This is a genomic window from Shewanella sp. T24-MNA-CIBAN-0130 (genome assembly GCF_040310185.1).
Classification (GTDB): domain Bacteria; phylum Pseudomonadota; class Gammaproteobacteria; order Enterobacterales; family Shewanellaceae; genus Shewanella; species Shewanella psychromarinicola.
On record NZ_JBEOPP010000006.1, the window covers coordinates 106,028 to 125,732 of the forward strand.

18 protein-coding genes are annotated in these 19,705 nt (G+C 42.4%); 12 read left to right on the forward strand and 6 right to left on the reverse strand.

Annotation, left to right across the window (positions count from 1 at the left end; genetic code table 11):
* The first annotated feature begins 38 nt into the window (after positions 1–38).
* Positions 39–935: a LysR family transcriptional regulator gene (locus AAEZ02_RS04140; protein WP_124013362.1), complete on the forward strand. Its 897-nt coding sequence runs from the start codon at positions 39–41 to the stop codon at positions 933–935.
* Between the two features lie 15 nt (positions 936–950).
* Here the strand turns inward: AAEZ02_RS04140 and AAEZ02_RS04145 are convergent, their stop codons facing one another.
* Both AAEZ02_RS04145 and folX read right to left on the reverse strand, forming a co-directional pair.
* Positions 951–1,841, reverse strand: a complete 891-nt coding sequence (locus tag AAEZ02_RS04145; protein ID WP_351074788.1) for a TIGR01777 family oxidoreductase — start codon at positions 1,839–1,841, stop codon at positions 951–953.
* An 81-nt stretch (positions 1,842–1,922) separates the two neighbouring features.
* Positions 1,923–2,291 (reverse strand): dihydroneopterin triphosphate 2'-epimerase, encoded by a 369-nt coding sequence (gene folX, locus AAEZ02_RS04150; RefSeq protein ID WP_351122072.1) that lies wholly within the window; start codon positions 2,289–2,291, stop codon positions 1,923–1,925.
* Positions 2,292–2,448: 157 nt separating this feature from the next.
* Here folX and AAEZ02_RS04155 point away from each other — a divergent pair, with 157 nt between their 5' ends.
* The 7 genes from AAEZ02_RS04155 to AAEZ02_RS04185 all read left to right on the forward strand — a co-directional run bounded on the left by AAEZ02_RS04155 (position 2,449) and on the right by AAEZ02_RS04185 (position 9,312).
* Entirely contained in the window at positions 2,449–3,627 is a 1,179-nt protein-coding gene (locus AAEZ02_RS04155) for an AI-2E family transporter (RefSeq protein WP_351074785.1), read from the forward strand.
* A gap of 38 nt (positions 3,628–3,665) precedes the next feature.
* Positions 3,666–4,574 (forward strand): class I SAM-dependent methyltransferase, encoded by a 909-nt coding sequence (locus tag AAEZ02_RS04160; RefSeq protein ID WP_351074783.1) that lies wholly within the window; start codon positions 3,666–3,668, stop codon positions 4,572–4,574.
* A 713-nt stretch (positions 4,575–5,287) separates the two neighbouring features.
* Complete coding sequence (locus tag AAEZ02_RS04165; protein WP_101030358.1) at positions 5,288–5,446, forward strand: periplasmic nitrate reductase, NapE protein; 159 nt, start codon at positions 5,288–5,290, stop codon at positions 5,444–5,446.
* Between the two features lie 32 nt (positions 5,447–5,478).
* Positions 5,479–5,736: a chaperone NapD gene (locus tag AAEZ02_RS04170; RefSeq protein WP_101030359.1), complete on the forward strand. Its 258-nt coding sequence runs from the start codon at positions 5,479–5,481 to the stop codon at positions 5,734–5,736.
* 2 nt (positions 5,737–5,738) lie between these two features.
* Positions 5,739–8,228 carry a nitrate reductase catalytic subunit NapA gene (gene napA / locus AAEZ02_RS04175; protein WP_351122087.1) on the forward strand — a complete coding sequence of 830 codons (2,490 nt, stop codon included), beginning with the start codon at positions 5,739–5,741 and terminating at the stop codon, positions 8,226–8,228.
* A gap of 11 nt (positions 8,229–8,239) precedes the next feature.
* A complete protein-coding gene (locus AAEZ02_RS04180) occupies positions 8,240–8,704 on the forward strand; it encodes a nitrate reductase cytochrome c-type subunit (RefSeq protein ID WP_101030360.1) in 465 nt (154 codons plus the stop codon).
* Between the two features lie 8 nt (positions 8,705–8,712).
* The gene (locus tag AAEZ02_RS04185; protein ID WP_502959585.1) at positions 8,713–9,312 is read left to right on the forward strand and encodes a cytochrome c3 family protein; all 600 of its coding nucleotides are present in this window, start codon (positions 8,713–8,715) and stop codon (positions 9,310–9,312) included.
* 79 nt (positions 9,313–9,391) lie between these two features.
* On the opposite strand, the gene AAEZ02_RS04190 is transcribed toward AAEZ02_RS04185, so the two are convergent.
* The 3 genes from AAEZ02_RS04190 to AAEZ02_RS04200 form a co-directional block, all read right to left on the reverse strand.
* The gene (locus AAEZ02_RS04190; protein WP_124013358.1) at positions 9,392–10,402 is read right to left on the reverse strand and encodes a D-alanine--D-alanine ligase; all 1,011 of its coding nucleotides are present in this window, start codon (positions 10,400–10,402) and stop codon (positions 9,392–9,394) included.
* A gap of 229 nt (positions 10,403–10,631) precedes the next feature.
* Positions 10,632–10,982: a YkgJ family cysteine cluster protein gene (locus tag AAEZ02_RS04195; RefSeq protein WP_206191863.1), complete on the reverse strand. Its 351-nt coding sequence runs from the start codon at positions 10,980–10,982 to the stop codon at positions 10,632–10,634.
* 161 nt (positions 10,983–11,143) lie between these two features.
* Complete coding sequence (locus AAEZ02_RS04200; RefSeq protein ID WP_101034634.1) at positions 11,144–11,578, reverse strand: excinuclease; 435 nt, start codon at positions 11,576–11,578, stop codon at positions 11,144–11,146.
* Between the two features lie 470 nt (positions 11,579–12,048).
* Between AAEZ02_RS04200 and AAEZ02_RS04205 the strand changes: the two genes are divergently transcribed.
* The 3 genes from AAEZ02_RS04205 (at position 12,049) to AAEZ02_RS04215 (ending at position 16,103) form a co-directional block, all read left to right on the forward strand.
* Positions 12,049–13,881: a DUF885 domain-containing protein gene (locus AAEZ02_RS04205; protein ID WP_351074779.1), complete on the forward strand. Its 1,833-nt coding sequence runs from the start codon at positions 12,049–12,051 to the stop codon at positions 13,879–13,881.
* A gap of 711 nt (positions 13,882–14,592) precedes the next feature.
* Positions 14,593–15,630: a sodium:calcium antiporter gene (locus AAEZ02_RS04210; protein ID WP_198554718.1), complete on the forward strand. Its 1,038-nt coding sequence runs from the start codon at positions 14,593–14,595 to the stop codon at positions 15,628–15,630.
* Positions 15,631–15,881: 251 nt separating this feature from the next.
* Entirely contained in the window at positions 15,882–16,103 is a 222-nt protein-coding gene (locus AAEZ02_RS04215) for a penicillin-binding protein (RefSeq protein WP_351074885.1), read from the forward strand.
* 246 nt (positions 16,104–16,349) lie between these two features.
* Here the strand turns inward: AAEZ02_RS04215 and AAEZ02_RS04220 are convergent, their stop codons facing one another.
* Complete coding sequence (locus tag AAEZ02_RS04220; RefSeq protein WP_157822162.1) at positions 16,350–17,285, reverse strand: DUF4382 domain-containing protein; 936 nt, start codon at positions 17,283–17,285, stop codon at positions 16,350–16,352.
* Positions 17,286–18,142: 857 nt separating this feature from the next.
* On the opposite strand from AAEZ02_RS04220, the gene AAEZ02_RS04225 reads away from it, so the two are divergent.
* On the forward strand, positions 18,143–19,474 hold the full coding sequence (locus AAEZ02_RS04225; protein WP_351088561.1) for a hypothetical protein: 1,332 nt from the start codon (positions 18,143–18,145) through the stop codon (positions 19,472–19,474).
* Positions 19,475–19,705 lie beyond the last annotated feature (231 nt).

The window sequence follows — 19,705 nt, forward strand, 5'->3', positions numbered from 1 at the left end:
ATAGTAATCAAGTGTTTGGTGTAAAATAGAGGCGCGATATGTTAAATCAACAATGGTTAACCACCTTCATTAAACTCGTGGAAGTAGGGCATTTCACTCACACCGCCGAGCAGCTTTTTATGACTCAACCCGGTGTCAGTCAGCACATTAAAAAGCTTGAACAGCAGGTGGGTGTTGATTTGCTTATCCGAATAGGGAAAAGCTTTGAGCTAACCGAGGCGGGGATTATTTTATATCAACGAGCATTGGTTTGGCAGCAACAACAACGGCAAGTTTTGTCACAATTAGCGGTGGATGATGAGCACATTGGCGAGTGTCGTTTAGCTTGTTCTGGATCGATGGCGTTATTGTTATATCCCCATCTAATTGACTACCAGTTACCGCATAAGCAATTACAAATCTCACTGGAAGCGGCGCCCAATCACCGCATCATCGATAGTGTAATGGCCAATACCATTGATGTCGGCATTATCACTCAGTCGATTAATATGGACGATTTGGTCGTCACCCCATTAGCCACACAAGCATTGTGTTTGGTATTACCTGAGTCGTGCTCATATCAATCGGTCACCTTTGAACAGTTAATGGCCCTTGGCATGGTCAGCCACCCCGACGGCATGCATTATTGGTCGCAAATAACCCAGCAGTATTTTTCCGATAAACAAGCGTTAGCGATGCAGGTGCCGATCCGAAGTTACGTTAATCAACTGAACCAAATTCTGGTGCCGGTAGCTAAAGGATTAGCATTTGCTGTGTTACCACAATTTGCTGTAGATCATTTTGCGCAACCAGAGCATATTCGAATTGCATCTTTTGCCACTGAGCAAACAGCTCATGTAGTCGTGAGTGAACCATTGTTCGTCATTTATAAAAAACATCGACCACTCGCTCGACGCTATGGTCCTATTATCGATAAAATTAAACAATGGGTTTAGCCATTAATATAGAAACTAGTTAATCACTTGTTGTAATGCACTGTTGATGTCGCGGTATTGAAACCCAAAGCCTGCCGCTAAAGTGCGTTTTGGCAATACAAATTGACCTGTAGTGAGTAATTCTGACATTTCACCCATTGCCAGCCTTAGTGCTAATGGTGGCGTGGTTATTTTGGCGGGACGATTTAATGCACTGCCTAATGCTTTAGCAAATTCTGCATTGCTAACTGGCTGAGGCGCGGTTGCATTATAGATGCCTTGTAAGTTTGGATTGCTGAGTAAGTAGCACAATAATCTAATTAAATCATCGATGTGGATCCAACTCATCCCTTGCTCACCATTACCTATTGGGCCGCCTAAACCAAGCTTGAATGGGGGTAACATTTTTGCCAATGCGCCGCCATTTTTGCCGAGTACAATACCAATACGCGTAATACACACTCTGGTATGTTGCGATTGAGCTTGAAGGGCAATGTTTTCCCATTCCTGGCATATATCATGGCTAAATTCAGCATTAAAACCACTGGTTTCATCAATAGGTGTGTTGCCTTGTCGGCCATAGTAACCGATGGCTGAGGCGCTAATAAACGTATGCGGTGGATTGGTGCTTTTACGGATAAGCTGAGTTAAGGCCGAAGTGATGTCCCAACGGCTGTCGCAGATCAGTTTTTTTTGCTTGTTGCTCCAACGTTTATTGACTATAGGTTCGCCTGCAAGGTTTATTACTGCATCAATATCGTTAAGATCTGGTTTGTCTGCAAGGGTTTGCCAGTATTGATGATGGCTGCCAAGAAGACTTTTTCCGTTACTAACATTTCGCGTCAATATGATCAGCTGGTGCTCGCCAAGCGATTTGACTAATTGTTTACCCACAAATCCTGTTGCGCCTGTTATTAGTATTCTCATGTAAATCCCCCTTTACTCAATGTTGCTATATACGATGATAAGCTTAAAAAATGATCACAAATTCTGCGAGTAACATAGCTGCTACTGCGGTTTTTGGTAGCATAATTCCATCGACACTGAATCTGCAAAGCGCAGTGCATGGGGTTTATCGATTTCAACACTGGCAAATTCAACCCAATCATGTCCACTGGCAATAGAGAGGGTTTGATGCGTTAAGTTTTCTAATAAAGAAAATCGGTTATTCTCAATCAAGGCAATGATTTTTTTAGTAATAGTGCGATAATTCAATGCATCTGCTACGTTGTTACTGTTGCGGGCTTTATCGGCACAATAATGGATCACCACGTTGATGATAACATCCTGTTGATTATTAATTTCTTCTTCTTTGATACCAATAAAAGTACGTAAACGTAAGTTTTTAATGCGTATAATGGCAGTTTCTGGTTTCATATTATGTCAGTAAGTCCCTGAAAGTGGTTGAATGCCAATATTGGCATCAGCTGAATATGAATAGACAATAATTTTTAACTTAGATTGCAATATGTTACTGGGTTTAGCTTAGCATATAGAATCATTTTAATAAGCAACAATAAGGATTTTTCACCCTATGAAAGGAATACAACAATCCCCCATGGCTGTTCGCAGTTTTGTGGTAATGGCCTGCGTGGTGATTATTTTAGCAGGGATTAAAACGGCCAGCCCTATCGTGGTGCCTTTTGTCTTATCTGCATTTTTAGCAGTGATTTGTAATCCTGCCATTCGATTGATGTCGCGTTTTCATATCCCTAAATGGCTGTCGATCATCTTATTAATGGGGTTTATTGTGTTAATGGGACTGTGGCTGGCCAGTTTAGTTGGCAGTTCAGTGAATGAATTTTCCCAGCAAATGCCGTTGTATCGTCAGCAATTAATTGAGCAATTTGCTTGGGTGCTTGAAAAACTGCAAAGCTTTAATATTCAGATATCTAAGCAAAAAGTGCTCGACTACTTTGACCCTGGTATGGCGTTATCCATGACCACCAACATGCTCTCTGGGGTCGGCAATGTCATGGCTAATTTATTTCTGATCATTCTGACCATAGTTTTTATGTTATTTGAAGCACAATCGTTACCTAAAAAATTCCATTTAGCGTTAGATGACCCCGATATGCGACTCCAGCAAATCGATAAGTTTTTACATTCGGTTAATCAATACATGGTGATAAAAACCTTAGTCAGTATAGCCACTGCGATTGTGATAGGCATTGGCTTGAGCATCATTGGGGTTGACTATGCGTTGTTGTGGGCGGTGATTGCTTTTCTGTTTAACTATATTCCTAATATTGGGTCCATTATTGCCGCCATCCCAGCCGTGTTATTGGCTTTTATCCAAATGGGCCCAGGTGCTGCGGGTATTACCGGTTTACTGTATGTGGGTACCAATATGGTGATGGGCAATGTGGTTGAACCACGTTTTATGGGACGTGGCCTTGGACTGTCTACCTTAGTGGTCTTTTTATCATTAATTTTTTGGGGCTGGCTGCTTGGCTCTGTTGGGATGTTGTTGTCAGTGCCATTGACCATGATTGTTAAAATTGGTCTTGAGTCGAGTCAATCGGGTAGTTGGTTGGCTATTTTATTATCGGATGATGTTGAGGAAACGCTCAGTGGATCTGCGAGTAATGATGAAGTTGACACTTTAGCGGCGACTGAAACAGAATCAAGTAAGGGTGTTGGCAATGCCGCTGAAAATGATAACGATAACGACAATGCTGCCAAAGCCAAGTCATCAACCACTGATGCCTGATCCTATCGATTGTATAAGCTGATAAAGTAAGAGAGTGTATGAAGCGTTTTTTACAAGTACTACCCAGTTTGACCCTAGGTGATGATGTTTTCCGCTTATTTCACGGTCGTGGAGGGTTATATGCAGGCGATGAGCATCTGTGTTTAGATTGGTACAAACCGGTGTTATTACTCACCAGTTTTAAAATGCTCGAAAGCGAGCAACTCGATGAATTAGTGACTGCAATCGTGAATTTTTGGCAACAACAACGCCCAAATGAGCCACTTAATTTGGTCTACCAATACCGCCAAGGTGGCCAAACCTTGAGCGAATTGTTGTATGGACAAGTACCTGAACAGCACGTGGTCAGCGAAAATGGCGCGCATTTTTTAGTGCATCTTTTGCGCGGACAAAACCACGGTTTGTTTTTAGATATGGCCAACGGCCGAGCTTGGGTCAAGCAGCATGCTAAACATAAAAAAGTGTTAAATTTATTTGCATATACCTGCGGTTTTTCGGTAGTCGCTTTGCAAGGCGGCGCAGATGAAGTGGTTAACATGGACATGAGTAAAGGAGCGTTAAGCATTGGTAAGCAAAACCATGTATTAAATGACTTACCTGCTGGGGCGCGTTATTTAGGCCATGATATTTTTAAATCTTGGGGTAAGCTAACCAAGCTTGGCCCTTATGACTTGATTGTGGCCGATCCACCCAGTAATCAACGCGGCAGTTTTGTCGCCACTAAAGATTATGATCGGCTACTAAAACGCCTGCCTGATTTACTCGCTCCACAAGGTGAAGTGTTGTTATGTTTAAATGCGCCCGAGCTAGGTTGTGATTTTTTGATGCAACAAGTGGCTAGCACTGCGCCAACATTAACTTATGTTGAGCGAATTGCTAATCCGCAAGTTTTTGCAGATATTGATGAGCAAAAATCATTAAAAGTACTGCGTTATCGCCTTAATTAATCTATTTATGCTGACGAACATATCAAACCGATACTGAGTATCGGTTTTTTTATTTAATTTGGCGAGAAAACCCCATCATCCGAGCAAAGTGAAAGTCGTGGGGGGGTGTTTTTCAAGGGAGTTGGCTAGGGTGTTTTTTTTGAACCAAGATTGAATATTTATCTTTAACTCGGTTTAGCGCGGCATTTATAATCTTAAGCTGTGATTATTCATTTACATAATCAATACCCGAGCCGCCATGTTACATCAAGTGTCATTTCAGTCCTCTCTTGCGCAATTCAACAACATCGCGACGGTTAAATTCTGCTAGCGATAGGGAGTCTTGTTTAGTCAATTAAGGTCACTGCAATTAAAATTTGTTTATTCAAGCACTAACGCCTCAGCGCACATTTCAAACCCCGGCTATCAACCATTACCTAACCTTTAATCGCGGGAAGCCTCTCATTGTGTCTTATACTCAATGTTAGTAAAGGGTGAAGTTGGTCATAACATCGGTAAGTAAGTCTTTATTTAATCAATATTTATGCTTAATAACCCTCAACTTGATAATGATTTATGTAAATTGATGATCTAGATCATATTAACCTCGTTTTACCAATTTGTGAGTATATAGTTTGTTCTTTGATTAGCGCTAAAATTCTCACGAGTCCTAATGATGAAGCAGCAAAGTGATGATAATTTGTTGCTTTTTATCCCCCACTCTTGGAGGGTCCATGAGTAATGATACCGAAAGCAAAAAGGGTCTGGAGTTAAAGATTTTTATCTTTTTGACTGTTTTTTTAGCCCCCATTTTATCTGTGTTACTGGTTAGCGCACTTGGATTTAGCATCTGGTTTAGCCAAATTTTAACCGGGCCGCCAGGCGCGGGTTAATCCTCAAAATATAAACAATATGAGAGCGATATATGAGCAATGAACTGCACGTAACCAGCCTAATTGTCCAAGTACACCCAGATAAAATGGCTGACGTAAGACAGCAAATTATGGCGATCGAGAATGCTGAGTTATCAGCCAATAATGACGTTAAATTAGTCGTCGTCGTTGAAGGCCCGAGCCAAAGATCCTTGATGGATGATATATCAACGATTAATGCTATTCCGGGTGTGTTGACTGCCACCATGGTGTATCACCAAAGTGAAGAGCTTGAAGAAGGTGAAGTATGAATATGAATAGACGCGATTTTATGAAAGCCAATGCCGCTATCGCAGCGGCAAGTGTTGCGGGCTTAGCGTTACCAACGAGTGCAAGTAACCTAATCACTAGCTCTGAGCAAACCAAATTAGAATGGAACAAAGCCCCTTGTCGTTTTTGTGGCACAGGTTGTTCCGTCATGGTTGCCACTCGCGATGGTAAAGTCGTTGCCACTCATGGCGATGCAAAAAGTGAAGTTAACCGCGGCTTAAACTGCATTAAAGGTTATTTCCTGTCTAAAATTATGTATGGACGTGATCGTCTGCAAACGCCAATGTTACGTATGACGGACGGCAAGTATGACAAACATGGTGAATTTACTCCTATTACATGGGAGAAAGCATTCGATACTATGGCTGAACGCTGGAAAGCCACCATAAAAGCCAAAGGCCCAACAGCGGTTGGTATGTTTGGTTCTGGTCAGTGGACTGTGTGGGAAGGCTATGCCGCGGTTAAGCTAATGAAAGCCGGTTTTGGCTCGAACAATATCGATCCTAACGCTCGTCACTGTATGGCATCTGCGGTCGGTGGCTTTATGCGCACCTTCGGTATTGATGAGCCAATGGGTTGCTATGATGATATGGAAGCGGCCGATGCGTTTGTGCTTTGGGGCTCAAACATGGCAGAAATGCATCCTATTTTATGGACTCGTATAACTGATCGTCGTTTAAGTGCGCCACACGTTAAGGTGGCGGTATTGTCTACCTTTGAACATCGTTCATTTGATCTTTCTGATTTATCCATAGTGTTCACCCCACAAACCGATTTGGCGATGCTTAACTTTATTGCCAATTACATTATTCAACATGACAAAGTCAATAAAGATTTCGTTAAAAAGCATGTGAATTTCCGCAAGGGAACTACCGACATTGGTTATGGTTTGCGTCCTACACACCCTTTAGAAATGAAGGCCAAAAACGTGGCGACGGCAGGTGATTCTACGCCGATGACTTTTGACGAATTTGCCAAATATGTTGCCGATTACGATGTTGAGTCAGTCAGTAAGTTATCGGGTGTACCAGAACATAAGCTCATCGAATTGGCTGAGCTTTATGCTGATCCTAACCGTAAAGTCACCTCATTCTGGACCATGGGCTTTAACCAACATACTCGTGGTGTGTGGTGTAATAACCTGATTTATAATATTCACTTGCTAGTGGGTAAAATTTCGACTCCAGGTAACAGCCCATTCTCATTGACAGGTCAACCCTCTGCTTGTGGTACCGCGCGTGAAGTGGGCACATTCTCACATCGTTTACCTGCAGACATGGTAGTGACTAACCCTGAGCACAGAAAGCGTGCCGAAGAGATTTGGCATATTCCAAGTGGCATTATACCGCCTAAACCGGGTTATCATGCGGTTGAGCAGAACCGTCGCTTAAAAGACGGCGATCTCAATTGCTACTGGGTTCAAGTGAACAACAATATCCAAGCGGGCGCCAATATTAACGAAGAAGGCTTGCCGGGTTATCGTAATCCAGAAAACTTTATCGTGGTGTCTGATGCGTATCCAACCGTCACCACTCAAGCTGCCGATTTGATTTTACCTACAGCCATGTGGGTCGAAAAAGAAGGTGCCTATGGTAACGCTGAACGTCGTACCCAGTTCTGGCATCAAATGGTCAAGGCCCCAGGTGAGTCACAGTCAGACTTATGGCAGTTAATGGAGTTTTCAAAGCGCTTCACTACTGACGAAGTATGGCCAGCTGACGTGTTAGCGGCTAACCCTTCATTTAAAGGTAAAACCTTATATGAAGTGCTTTATCAAAATGGCAACGTTGATAAATTCCCATTAGCCGACGCTGACCCTAAGTATTTGAATGATGAAGCTAAGCACTTTGGTTTTTATGTCCAAAAAGGCTTGTTCGAAGAATACGCTACCTTTGGCCGTGGCCATGGTCACGATTTAGCTGACTTTGATGTGTACCACAAAGAGCATGGTTTACGTTGGCCGGTCGTCGATGGCAAAGAAACTAAATGGCGTTTCCGTGAAGGTTCTGATCCTTATGTTAAAGCCGGTAGCGACTATGAGTTTTATGGTAAGCCTGATGGCCGTGCGGTTATCTTCGCATTACCTTACGAACCTGCTGCCGAGTCGCCAGATGAAGAATACGATATTTGGTTGTCTACCGGTCGTGTGCTTGAACATTGGCATTCAGGTTCGATGACTCAACGTGTCCCTGAGCTTTATAAAGCCTTCCCTGATGCGGTGTGTTTTATGCATTCAGATGATGCTAAAAAGCGTGGTTTACGCCGTGGTGATGAAATTAGAGTGATATCTCGTCGTGGTGAGATTAAAACCCGTATTGAAACCCGTGGACGTAATAAGCCGCCAGTTGGCTTAGTATTTGTACCTTGGTTTGATGCCAGCCAACTCATTAATAAAGTAACGTTAGATGCGACAGATCCACTGTCAAAACAAACAGACTTTAAAAAATGTGCCGTAAAAATTGTTAAGGCTTAAGGAGACAGACCATGAAAACAGGTAAATTATTATCGATTATCGCGTTATTAGGTTTCTCTGTAAGTGTAATGGCTACCAGCGTACCTGAAGACAAAATCGACACATTACGTTTAGCACCAATCAATATCGAACCGACACCACCTGCGATGCAAAAGGTGGTCAATAACGATGTTAAGCAGGTACGTAGTTATCCGATGCAACCACCGATTATCCCACATAAAATTGATGGTTATCAAATTGATCTTAAAGTGAATAAGTGTCTCCAGTGTCATTCTCGTACCAGTGGCTCACCCGCGCCAATGGTCAGTGTGACTCACTATATGGATCGGGATAATAACTTCTTAACTAATCTATCACCACGGCGTTATTTCTGTACTCAATGTCATGCACCGCAATTAGATGCCAAGTTACTAGTTGAAAATGACTTTATCGATATTGAACAATTAATTAAAGCGAAAGCCGCGGTTAAGCATTAGGAGTGACTATGTTTGCAAAACTGTTTGAGCAACTAAAACTGGTGTGGAAAGTATTGCGTCGTCCGAGTGTCCATTACAGTTTAGGCTTTTTGACTATCGGCGGGTTTATCGCTGGAGTAATTTTTTGGGGTGGATTTAACACTGCTTTAGAACTCTCCAACAGTGAGCAATTCTGTATTAGTTGCCATGAGATGGAAAATAACGTCTATAAAGAGTTACAAAGCACCATTCACTTTACTAACAGCAGTGGGGTACGTGCAACGTGTCCAGACTGCCATGTACCACATAACTGGACCGATAAAATTGCCCGTAAAATGCAAGCGTCTAAGGAAGTGTGGGGCAAAATATTTGGTACCATCAATACGCGTGAAAAGTTTGAAGGTAAGCGTCGCGAGCTGGCTGAGCATGAATGGAAACGCCTTAAAGCCAATGATTCGTTAGAGTGTCGAAACTGTCATAACTTCGATTATATGGATTTCACTCGTCAGTCTACGCGTGCATCACAAATGCATTCAACGTCTCTGGCTAGCGGTGAAAAAACCTGTATCGACTGTCATAAGGGGATTGCACACGAATTACCTGATATGGCGGGTGTAGAAGGGTTCTAACTTATTGGTTAATGTCATCATAAAGGCCAGCAATTTGCTGGCCTTTGTTTATTTTATCGAGCTGACTTAAGTAAAACGCTTACGTTAAATCAAGCTGTTGTCCAATCGCATCAATTAAATATTCAGTGAAATCGTGACCATGGTTTTGCAACATTTTCGGGAACATTGAAATAGGCGTTAATCCTGGAAAGGTATTGATTTCATTTAGGAGGATTTGATTATCTTGGGTTAAAAAGAAATCGATGCGCGATAAGTGACGTAATTTCATTCCTTTAAATGCTTTTACCGCATAGTCACGAATTTGCTGACTGATTTCAGGGCTGAGGTTATCTGCCACTACGTCGGTACGAGCTTGACTATTTTTGGCGTACTTTTCTTCAAACGAATAAAAAGTATTGGTATTACAAATAATCTCCCCAGGCAAGGTTGCCACCACATTACCTTGGTACTCATAAACGGCCACTTCTAATTCACGCGCATGGATCGTTTGTTCAACCACGACATAAGGGGCATAACGAAACGCGTCTTGTAGCACGTTGGCAATATCAGCTTTCACATCGACTTTATAGCAACCGACCGATGAACCTTGCGAGGCCGCTTTCACGAATACCGAGCCCCAATTGTCAAATGCCGCTTCGGTTTGTTTAATCGCATCAGCATTTAATTGGTGCAAGAAAATGTATGGCGTATTAGGGACGCCTAAGGCCGAAAACCACATTTTTGCGGTGACTTTATTAAAACAGTTGCTCGATGCTTCTGACTCACAACCAAAGTAGGGCAGTTGGATTAAATTAAAGTAAGATTGGATATCGCCTGTCTCACCGGGAAAACCATGAATGCACGGAATAACATAATCAACAGGCCATATTGGGGAGCGGTCATCTTCAAAACGGATTTCACGACGGTTGGTTAAATCGCATGATTTACCGTCTTCTGTATGATAATGTCCGCGCTTGTCGAGTACTAATTTAAGTACTGAAAATTTATCTGACTTAGCCAGAGATGACTCAAAAAAACGGGCCGACATCAGCGAAATATCATGTTCAGCACCGCCACCGCCGCATAATAACAGCAGATTGACTTTTGGCATGGTTACTCCTGGAAAAGGTAAAATATAAGCTGGAAATGGGCCGGAACAAGCAAGGTTATTCGCCCTGAAAAATTGTACTTATGATAAAGACCGACGGCTATAAAGTGCAAGCAAGCGTTAACATTATTTCAGCTTTGGGAGCAGATTTTTTAATAAAATAAGCTGTGAAGGCTCGGTGCCACGATTTACGCTCAGCAACATGTAGTGATGATATTTTAGTCATGTTGATTTATTCCGGTAAATATTTCTTACGCTCAATAATACATTCATAATCAGCCATTTCAAATTCACGGCATATTAACGGACGCTTTTCGTAAATCGAACACATCATAGTGTCTCGGTCTAACGCCGCGCACCAACCATCATCGAGCCGCAGCATCACTTCTCCACCCCAAGAATCGTTATCAATATACTCATCAGGCACCCCTGTTTCAGTAATCAGCATCACTTCAAGACGGCAGCAACAGGCTTGGCAAGTTGAACACGTCACCGCTACGGGCTGTTCTGCAGAGTTTATTGCTAGGGGAGTCGCTGACTTATCGGCCGACTCAGGGAACATAGTAATGATATTGGTGGGCATTAATGGCTGCTGTTAAACATTTTTGCTAAGCATACCGTAAATTAATCGCGATGACGTTATTTTTGGTTAAATAACCGCACATCTGTGCCCTGGTTGAGGTTAAATAATCATTATATTGAGACTTCGCCAAGCAATTCGGTGAATGCTTGGCTGTTAATGGGTTACAATTTGACCACTTTGCCAGTCAGTGCAACGCCAGCAACGAAAGTGCCTGCACCGCATTGGAAAGTGTCATTGCTGCTAGTCAGATTGTTTTTATAATTAGATTTTATTCCAATGACAGCATTACCGCCCTCTTTAATTGCACGCTCTTTGAGCGTAATCATTGCCGATAAAAATACCCAATGGCAGGCTTCAAGATCTGATTTATTAAAGGCATTAGTTTTTTTGCTAGTACTGAACTCACCAAATTGCTGCTGAGGTTCGCCATAAACTTGATCGCCAAAATAAAAGCTTATATCTGTGCCAAGTTTATTGTTTGCTTGCTCTGTGCTTAATGCATCGGTGACAGAGTAATTACCAATATCATCGCGGGCAAAAGAGGTGGCTGGAATTAAGCAAAGTGCCAGTGTGATGGCCGCTAGCGTGTTTTTCATGGGGTTAAATCCTTTTAATTGCTGTTGTTTTAAGGCGATAGAAATCCATTGCTCGAAGCAAAATAACATTAACTCACTGATTTTACGACTATCAATAAGGATTATTTAACCCTGTAGGTAGATAATAAAATTTGATAAAACAAAGATTCACTCATCTGGTCATTGATTAAGCCTAGTGCCTTTCCTCGTCAAATAGTCACAAAAGGCTATCGTCATCCAAGCTGAAAAAAATGATGTTATTCAGTTAGAAGAACAGGCGTAAGAGAAATGGCATCGTTGGTCCACTTTGCTCGCTTCAATTTTGTTTGGGTATTTACACTCGGTTACTGTTTAAATTCCTGAAATAATATCAAAATTCTGCAAGCTCACCTATTGCGTGTTAACTTATTGTTAACAATGTCGGCTGTCATTATTAACGTAATAATCGTCATGCTTATTTTCGTCATGTAGGTATTTCAAAAGGAATGGATATGATTAAGAAATCATTAAAATGGATCGCAGTAGGTACCTTAGGACTAGCGACACTGGGTGGGGGATTTGCCGCACACGAATGGTATGCAGACAAACCTTTTTTATTTAGGGCTTATCTCGACCGAGCATTGGTCAAAATGGCCTTTAAAGACCCAGAAACATTAACGTCATTAGGCTTTCTGGAGTCAATAGGCATAACAGGTCATAACGCTCACTTAGATAATGTTGATCCCGCCAACGATCAAGCTATGTTTGATGAATTGGTCGAGTTTCGTAAGGGGTTAATGCAATATCAAAATGTTGATTTAGATGAAAATCAACAACTGTCGAAAGACGTGGCCTTGTATTTATTAGATATGTTGGATGAGTTCAAAAAATATCAATATCATAATTATCCCGCTAACCAAATGTTTGGTATTCAAAGCGCTTTTCCAAGCTTTATGGAATCGACTCACCAAGTGAATACTCTAGAAGATGCGCACAATTATTTGTCACGATTAGGAGAAGTTAATCGCAAGTTTGGTCAATATTTATTGGGGCTTAAGAAACGCGAACAAATGGGCATCATTCCTCCACGTTTTGTTATTGATCGCGTGTTAGATGAAATGCGCGGTTTTATCGCGACTCCTGCCACAGACAATATTCTGTATACCTCATTACAAACCAAAATGGATAAAGCTGAGGACATCAGTGACGAAGATAAACAAACTATTTTAGCCCAAACCGATGTCGCTATTCGTGATGCGGTATACCCAGCTTATGACCTGTTTATTGATTACTTTGATACCTTAAAAACGAAAGCCGGTACTGACGATGGTTACTGGCGTTTGCCTGATGGTGATAAAGCGTACAAATTAGCATTGCGATTTTTTACCACTACAGATTACAGCGCAGATTATATTCATGACTTGGGCTTGTCTGAGGTGGCGCGTATTCACCTAGAAATGATGGCCATTTTTGACGCTGAAGGCGTTGATGTTTCAAATGGATATTTGGCGGCAATGAATGAGTTTTCTGCCAGAAAAGAGTTTTATTATGACGATTCCGATGCAGGCCGCGCACAAATTCTAAAAGATTATCAAACAATATTAGATGAAGTTGACCAAGGATTAGGTGAGACATTTAATATTCGCCCTAAAGCGGGAATGGAAGTGGTCCGTATTCCTGAATTTAAAGAGAAAACAGCACCAGGTGCGTATTACCAAGGTCCATCATTGGATGGTACTCGTCCAGGACGCTTCTTCGCTAATTTGTACGATATCAAAACAACGCCTAAATACGGCATGAGAACCTTAGCCTATCATGAGGGGATCCCGGGGCATCATTTTCAAGTTTCTATTGCGATGGAACTGGAAGGTATGCCACTTATTCGACGTTTTGCCCCTTTTACCGCCTACAACGAAGGTTGGGCTCTTTATGCTGAACGCTTAGCCTATGAGCAAGGGTTTCAAAAAAAACCTGCAGATAATATTGGTCGTCTTACGGATGAGTTACTGCGAGCAGTAAGGTTAGTTGTCGATACAGGGCTTCACCATAAAAAGTGGACCCGAGAGCAGGCTATCGAGTATATGGCCAATAATACCGGCCGTGCTGAGCGCGATGTGGTGTCTGAAATTGAGCGCTATATTGTAATGCCGGGTCAGGCGACATCTTATAAAGTGGGTATGATGAAAATTTTAGAGCTGCGTCAAAAGTCAAAAGACAGCTTAGGCGATAAGTTTGATCTACGCGAGTTTCATGATGCAGTCTTAAAAAATGGCGCGATGCCTCTGGACTTACTTGAGCGGGTTATCGACAGTTATATTGCGGCCAAGCAAGCAGAAACGACATAAGTCGTCATAAGTTAGCTATAAGTTAGCCTCAATCAGAGCTGTTAACTTGATTTACGCTCTAAAAACCAGTTGCATCACAACTGGTTTGTTAACTTTTTGTCCCGGTAATCCCGCCTCGTTATTACACCATTATCTTCATTATTATTTTGCTATTACTTGAATATGCCTGCAGAAAATAGGTTGAAAATAATCACCGAATTTGGCCATTCATTTAAAAATGCAGTAGGTGCTTTACTGACATTAACCGAAGATGGTGAAAGTGTAGAGTGAAAACGAGCTTGAAAAACACCGGCAGAGGGACCTCATCCAGCCAACACTGGCTCTGTGCTTAAATACTAGTTTATAAAACTAACCACTTCTTTAACTTGATTCGTACTAAGCCTTTCTGCTGAGTTGGACCTGGCATATTGGTCACGACGATTACACATCTCGAGGGTAATTAATGAATGAAATCTATCTTATTCCCGTTTGAATAGTCGTAAAAGTGCATAATCTGGATTAAGCATCGGCCAAGTCCAACAAGCGATTTATGCCTTGCAAAAAGAACAACCCATGAAGACTAAATTGTTATCTTGAATACAGATTCACTGGCGCCGTCTGTGTTTATTCCAAACGGGTTATTAAGCTAGCAAACTTACCTCAATCATAGGTATTCAAAAAAGGCTGTTGACTGCTATTATTGAGTTCTAACAGGATGTTTGGAGTACTCACATGATAGTCGACCCAGGCAGCTGGTCGCTGGCGGTTGTTGTGACAGCCTTCGCTGGCATCACAACTATCATCGGTTGGTTTGGTATCAAGATGACTAAAACCGCACGCGACCTTGCCCACAATACGGGCTTAGGTGAAGCACTTATGGGAGCGGTTTTCATTGGTGCATCAACATCGCTGTCTGGGATCACGACTTCCGTTTCAGCCGCTGCCGCGGGATACGCGGAACTGGCAGTAAGCAACGGCTTAGGAGGCATAGCGGCACAAACCGTGTTTCTTGCTTTAGCTGATATTGCATACAAGCGCGCGAACCTGGAGCACGCAGCTGCATCCGCTGAAAATCTATTCATGTCAGCCTTTCTTCTGACCTTACTAAGCATCCATGCGCTAGCGTTATCTTTCCCGACTATCAGCTTCTTCGCCGTCCATCCGGCGACGGTGATTGTGATCTTTGCATATATTTTTGGTGTTCATCTGCTGGCCCGTATGCACCACATGCCGATGTGGTTTCCGAGAAAGACGGCCGACACTGCATCAGAACCAGCGGGTCACCGCTATCGCAGCCGTCACCTTTGGAGGCTCTGGCTACAATTTATCGGCTATGCGGCTATTGTCGCCTTGGCTGGTTGGGGTCTCGCGCAACTTGCAATACCTCTTGGGGATAAAACGGGTTTGTCACACAGCATTGTCGGCGGAGTGTTTACGGCCGTCTCTACGTCAGTTCCTGAACTCGTTGTCGCCATCACCGCGGTTAGGATGGGCGCGCCAAACTTGGCTGTCGGTGATATTATCGGCGGCAATGCATTTGACACGCTATTCATCGCAGCATCGGATTTAGCCTATAGAGAAGGCTCTATTTATGCTGCCATTTCGAGCGCCGAGCAATTCTGGCTCGCCAACTCGATGCTGATGACATGTGTGCTTATCATGGGATTGATCTATCGTGAGCGCCACGGGCTAGGGAACATTGGTTTGGAAAGTGTTATTTTGCTGATGTTGTATTTCGGAGGGATAGCGACTTTATTTGTATCCCCGTAGCGCGGTTCAAAATCCTTTTGTTGAAATACGGATGTTAACCATGAGAGAGCGGCCTAATAAGCTAGCCAAAGGTATCTAGAGAAAGTTGGGCCATATAATGTAGCATGGTTATTTTTACTCCAGCGGACCGACATAACTCGCCTGGTTTTTACTTACACAATCAATCGCAAGTCTGCGTGAAGTGGTCAAGTTAAATAAGGCGCTTTAAAATCCAAACAATTAGATGAGGAATTTTTTATATGAGTGAGGAAATAAGTGAAAAAATGAATGGACCTGCTTTAAACGCATTGAAAATTGCGTTTACCTACATGCCTAAATCAATTGAAGTCACTAAATATGAGTATGGTGATGATTACAAAAAGATATTAGATCACATTGAAACCGTTAGGGAAATGTTATTGATTAATGATGTTGATCCTGAAGAGGTTTACGGTGAAATCAACCCTGAGAGCACGCCCAATTCATCATATTGATTTAGTGGTGTTGAGTGTTGTTAGGTGATATAGCGATAAAAATGGAACGGTAATAGTAGTGCAGGTAACCCAGTGACGTGCTGGCAGTCGACAACCCATTTTTTGGTAACGTCTTGGGCTACTTAATCTAGTGTTTTGGGTGAACGTTTCAAGGGTAGAAAAATGGGTGGCACGATTATAAGGATTGACAAAACTAAAACTAAAAAGGACCCATTCATGAATAAATAGGTCCTTAGGTTCAGGCCACTAATCTTTGCAATCCATAATATTTAGATGTCCCCCTGTCGTGCCCGCCTCGACGGTAACTGCGCCAGCATCTTTAAATATTACAAATGGCCCATCTGTAATATTATCTGCTTCAGGATCATCAAGATGACCTAGGCACGTATATCCCACATGATAATCGCCAGCCGGTAAGTAACCCATTGTAAAGTGCCAATCACCTAGGTTGTCCTGAAAAACAGGACCCACTGAAATCGGCTCAGTTAACCCGTCAGGCGGAGTCGATCCCATATCGGCCATCATGGATAATTCAGTCACTTTTGCTGGATATAGATAGGCTAGATGCTCAAAAATACCATTGTCAGCCAAATCGACATAGGTAGTTTCACAATCTGCAATCCACTGAGCATCAACATCACCACGTAAATGCCCCATATCTGCATTATCGACAGACCACACGCCTCGGTGTCGCAATTGGAATTTATCTTGCTGCTGGGTTAACGCTTTATAGAGATTAATCTCCATTGTCATTTCCAAGTTCTTGTTCGCGGTTACTTGGAAATTTCGAAGTGGTAACTTTCCCTCTTCGGCTTCTAGAGCAAAGCGCCCTTGGGCATTATTAATATATGAGCCTTGATTACCATCACCTTGTACGATGCTGATATATGCATCATTATATTGACCTGCTTTGAGTTGAAATTTATTCAGCACCAAATTACGTTCCATTCCTTGATACTGTAGTAAATTAAACTCACGATTTTGCAACGTAATACGCTGCTCTTCACCTTGTTGATTTTTCACAACAAGCTGATCTAACACCATGCCTACTTCGTTAACACCTGACATTGGTGCGTCTGATATCGCGATAGTCAACTCACCTTTGTCTGTAGCATCATCGCTATTACAAGCACATAGGATCAATGCTGCTGTCAAAGTCATTGCAAACTTAATCTTATTCATTTTAACCTCCCTCGCCATTTAACACACTCCAAGGTTAGGGCTATCGCATGAGAGCTTGCTTTTTGAACGCTACGCTTAACCTGCAAACAAAAAACAAGAAATCGTTCAAGCTATGAAGACTTGATGAACTATGGCAGCTCATTAAACAAACTAATACTGTTCAAAAAACGTTCGCGATTTCACCCTAGTTTCAAGATACGCTTGCGAACCGGACACAAATTGATCTTGGTCAATATTTGAGCAAGTTGGGGTATTATTTTTTAGTTTATCGGTTTAACGCAGTCTAATCTTATCATGTGCGGTAAATATTATATTCTGAGAATTATAAGCCAAGATTCAAATATTTTTAACTTAGCCGTAATCTCAGAGGTATGAGCGAATTCTTAATAATTACCGCTAACTGATTGGGTCGCAGACAGCACTAAGTGGATGATTCCTGAACAACAATATTATTACGTAATTATCTTATAAGTTTGGACCAATGCGTATTTTGCAAATCGTTGTTATACATCTAAATGACAGGGAGTTATAAAATGAAAAAATATATTTTTGCCTTGAAAAGTTACATTGCACTGCTTCTGATTACCTGCTTAATCATTACTGCTAATATCAGTGCTGCCCCCAGTGGTGGAAGGGGCGGTGGAGGAGGTGGAAGTGACGGTGAAAGTGGAGATACACCTGACTATAAGGAGCTAGTTATTCTCTATCGGGATGAAAACGGTGTTCCCATCCCAACAGAACCACAGCTTGTAATCGATCCCGAGACTGGTTTAGAGGTCTGGGGGGGATTATGTAGACAACCCATCGCTTTTAATGTGTCCAACGACTTCGATACTATGTGTCCAACGAGTTGCGCGGTGAAAATAGGTGGAAAAGATGTTGTTAGTAGCATCGATCAATACTCCTGCGCAGTCGCCGCTGAATGCACGGGCTGTACACAGGAGGTTGATTTTGGTCGTATAAATGTTGCTAGATCGGGTTCATCAGTATTTGAATCTCAATTAGACGACGTGATTGTGAGCTTGTCCACCGCAGATTGTGTCACTCTCGATCCCGCCGGACGTTTAGTTGCTAACACGGTCGAAAATGGCATTGATCCGACTACGCCAATAGTAGTGACCAGCACTATCGACTCGCCAATACAGAATCTAGCTATCTACAGGCAACTGATGCTGACGGGTGACATAGGTGTTGGTTTACCTGAAGGTGTTGGTTTACCTGAAGGTGTTGATGTACTTAACACCGCAGCAAGGGGGATCGGTACAGCGTCTGGAAAGTCTGGCGAAGTTAATGTGGATCTGATTGTCTATCTCAATCAGATATTTGGTCTGACGGAAGTGGATGACACTATCCTTGGCAAACTATATGAGGATTACAGGGAAGAAGTAAAAGGTAATATGGAAACTGTCACTAAAGTCTTCTTGGACTTTGGAGATTATAGGTATGCTCGCTTAGAAAACTTCTCAAGTGAGACTAAATCACTGCCCAGACCCGCTTATATACTTGGCGATACAAGCTTTGGCTTCTTCGAGTATTTGGCCGTCACTCCTGATAATTTAGATCGATTCTTCATCAAAAAGGGCTCTATCCTAGAGGCGGTGTTCTGTAATAATTTTGATGAAAATGGGCATTGTGTTGCCGATATGGCCGATTCAACTACTGGAGAGGGTATTGCTGCTGGTTTCACTGGCGGTAATATCGGTGGGTTTGCCCAATCAGCTGATGATACTCGCGCCGTGATTAATTTCATGCACAACTGGCCGATGCCGCTCGATTATGCCACCCCTGTATCTTGCGTGGCCTCGAGCAATATCACCTATGACTTATCGATCAGTAATGAATCCGGTCTACAGGTACCCGTGCGCATGATAGACGGCATGGAAGAGGGCAGAGAATTTATTGTGTCCATCGCCAATGCAGGGCCAGACGCTGCTTCCGGTACCGTTACGGTAAGCGCCGAAGAGACAAATGGACGCCCTATCAATGGCTCACCATGGATTTTTGAATTCACTGATCTAGGTGCCAACAGAAGTGAGTCGTTCACTCAAATCTTCATTATTGACCTTGGTTATGCTACTACCATTAACTGGACGGCCACAGTGGCTAGCGCAGATGATGCAAACCCCAACAACAACGACGTTACCGCAACCACCAGCATAAAAGTGACACAAGGGGGTGGCAGAAAGTAATCAATCAACGTGATTTGCTGCAAACCACACTTATCCGAGCTACAACCGTTAGAAAATGAAAAAAAAGGGGTTGGAAATCGCCCCTTTTTTAATAGAAGTGGAATAAATTGAGTCAAATCGTGGCCAAGCCCGACAAAAACTAATAAACAGTAGAATAATCAACTTAATATAAAATCGATTAGCGATGTTCAATCATTCAGTTGTCGACCATTATTTTTGTAGGTCTAAGTG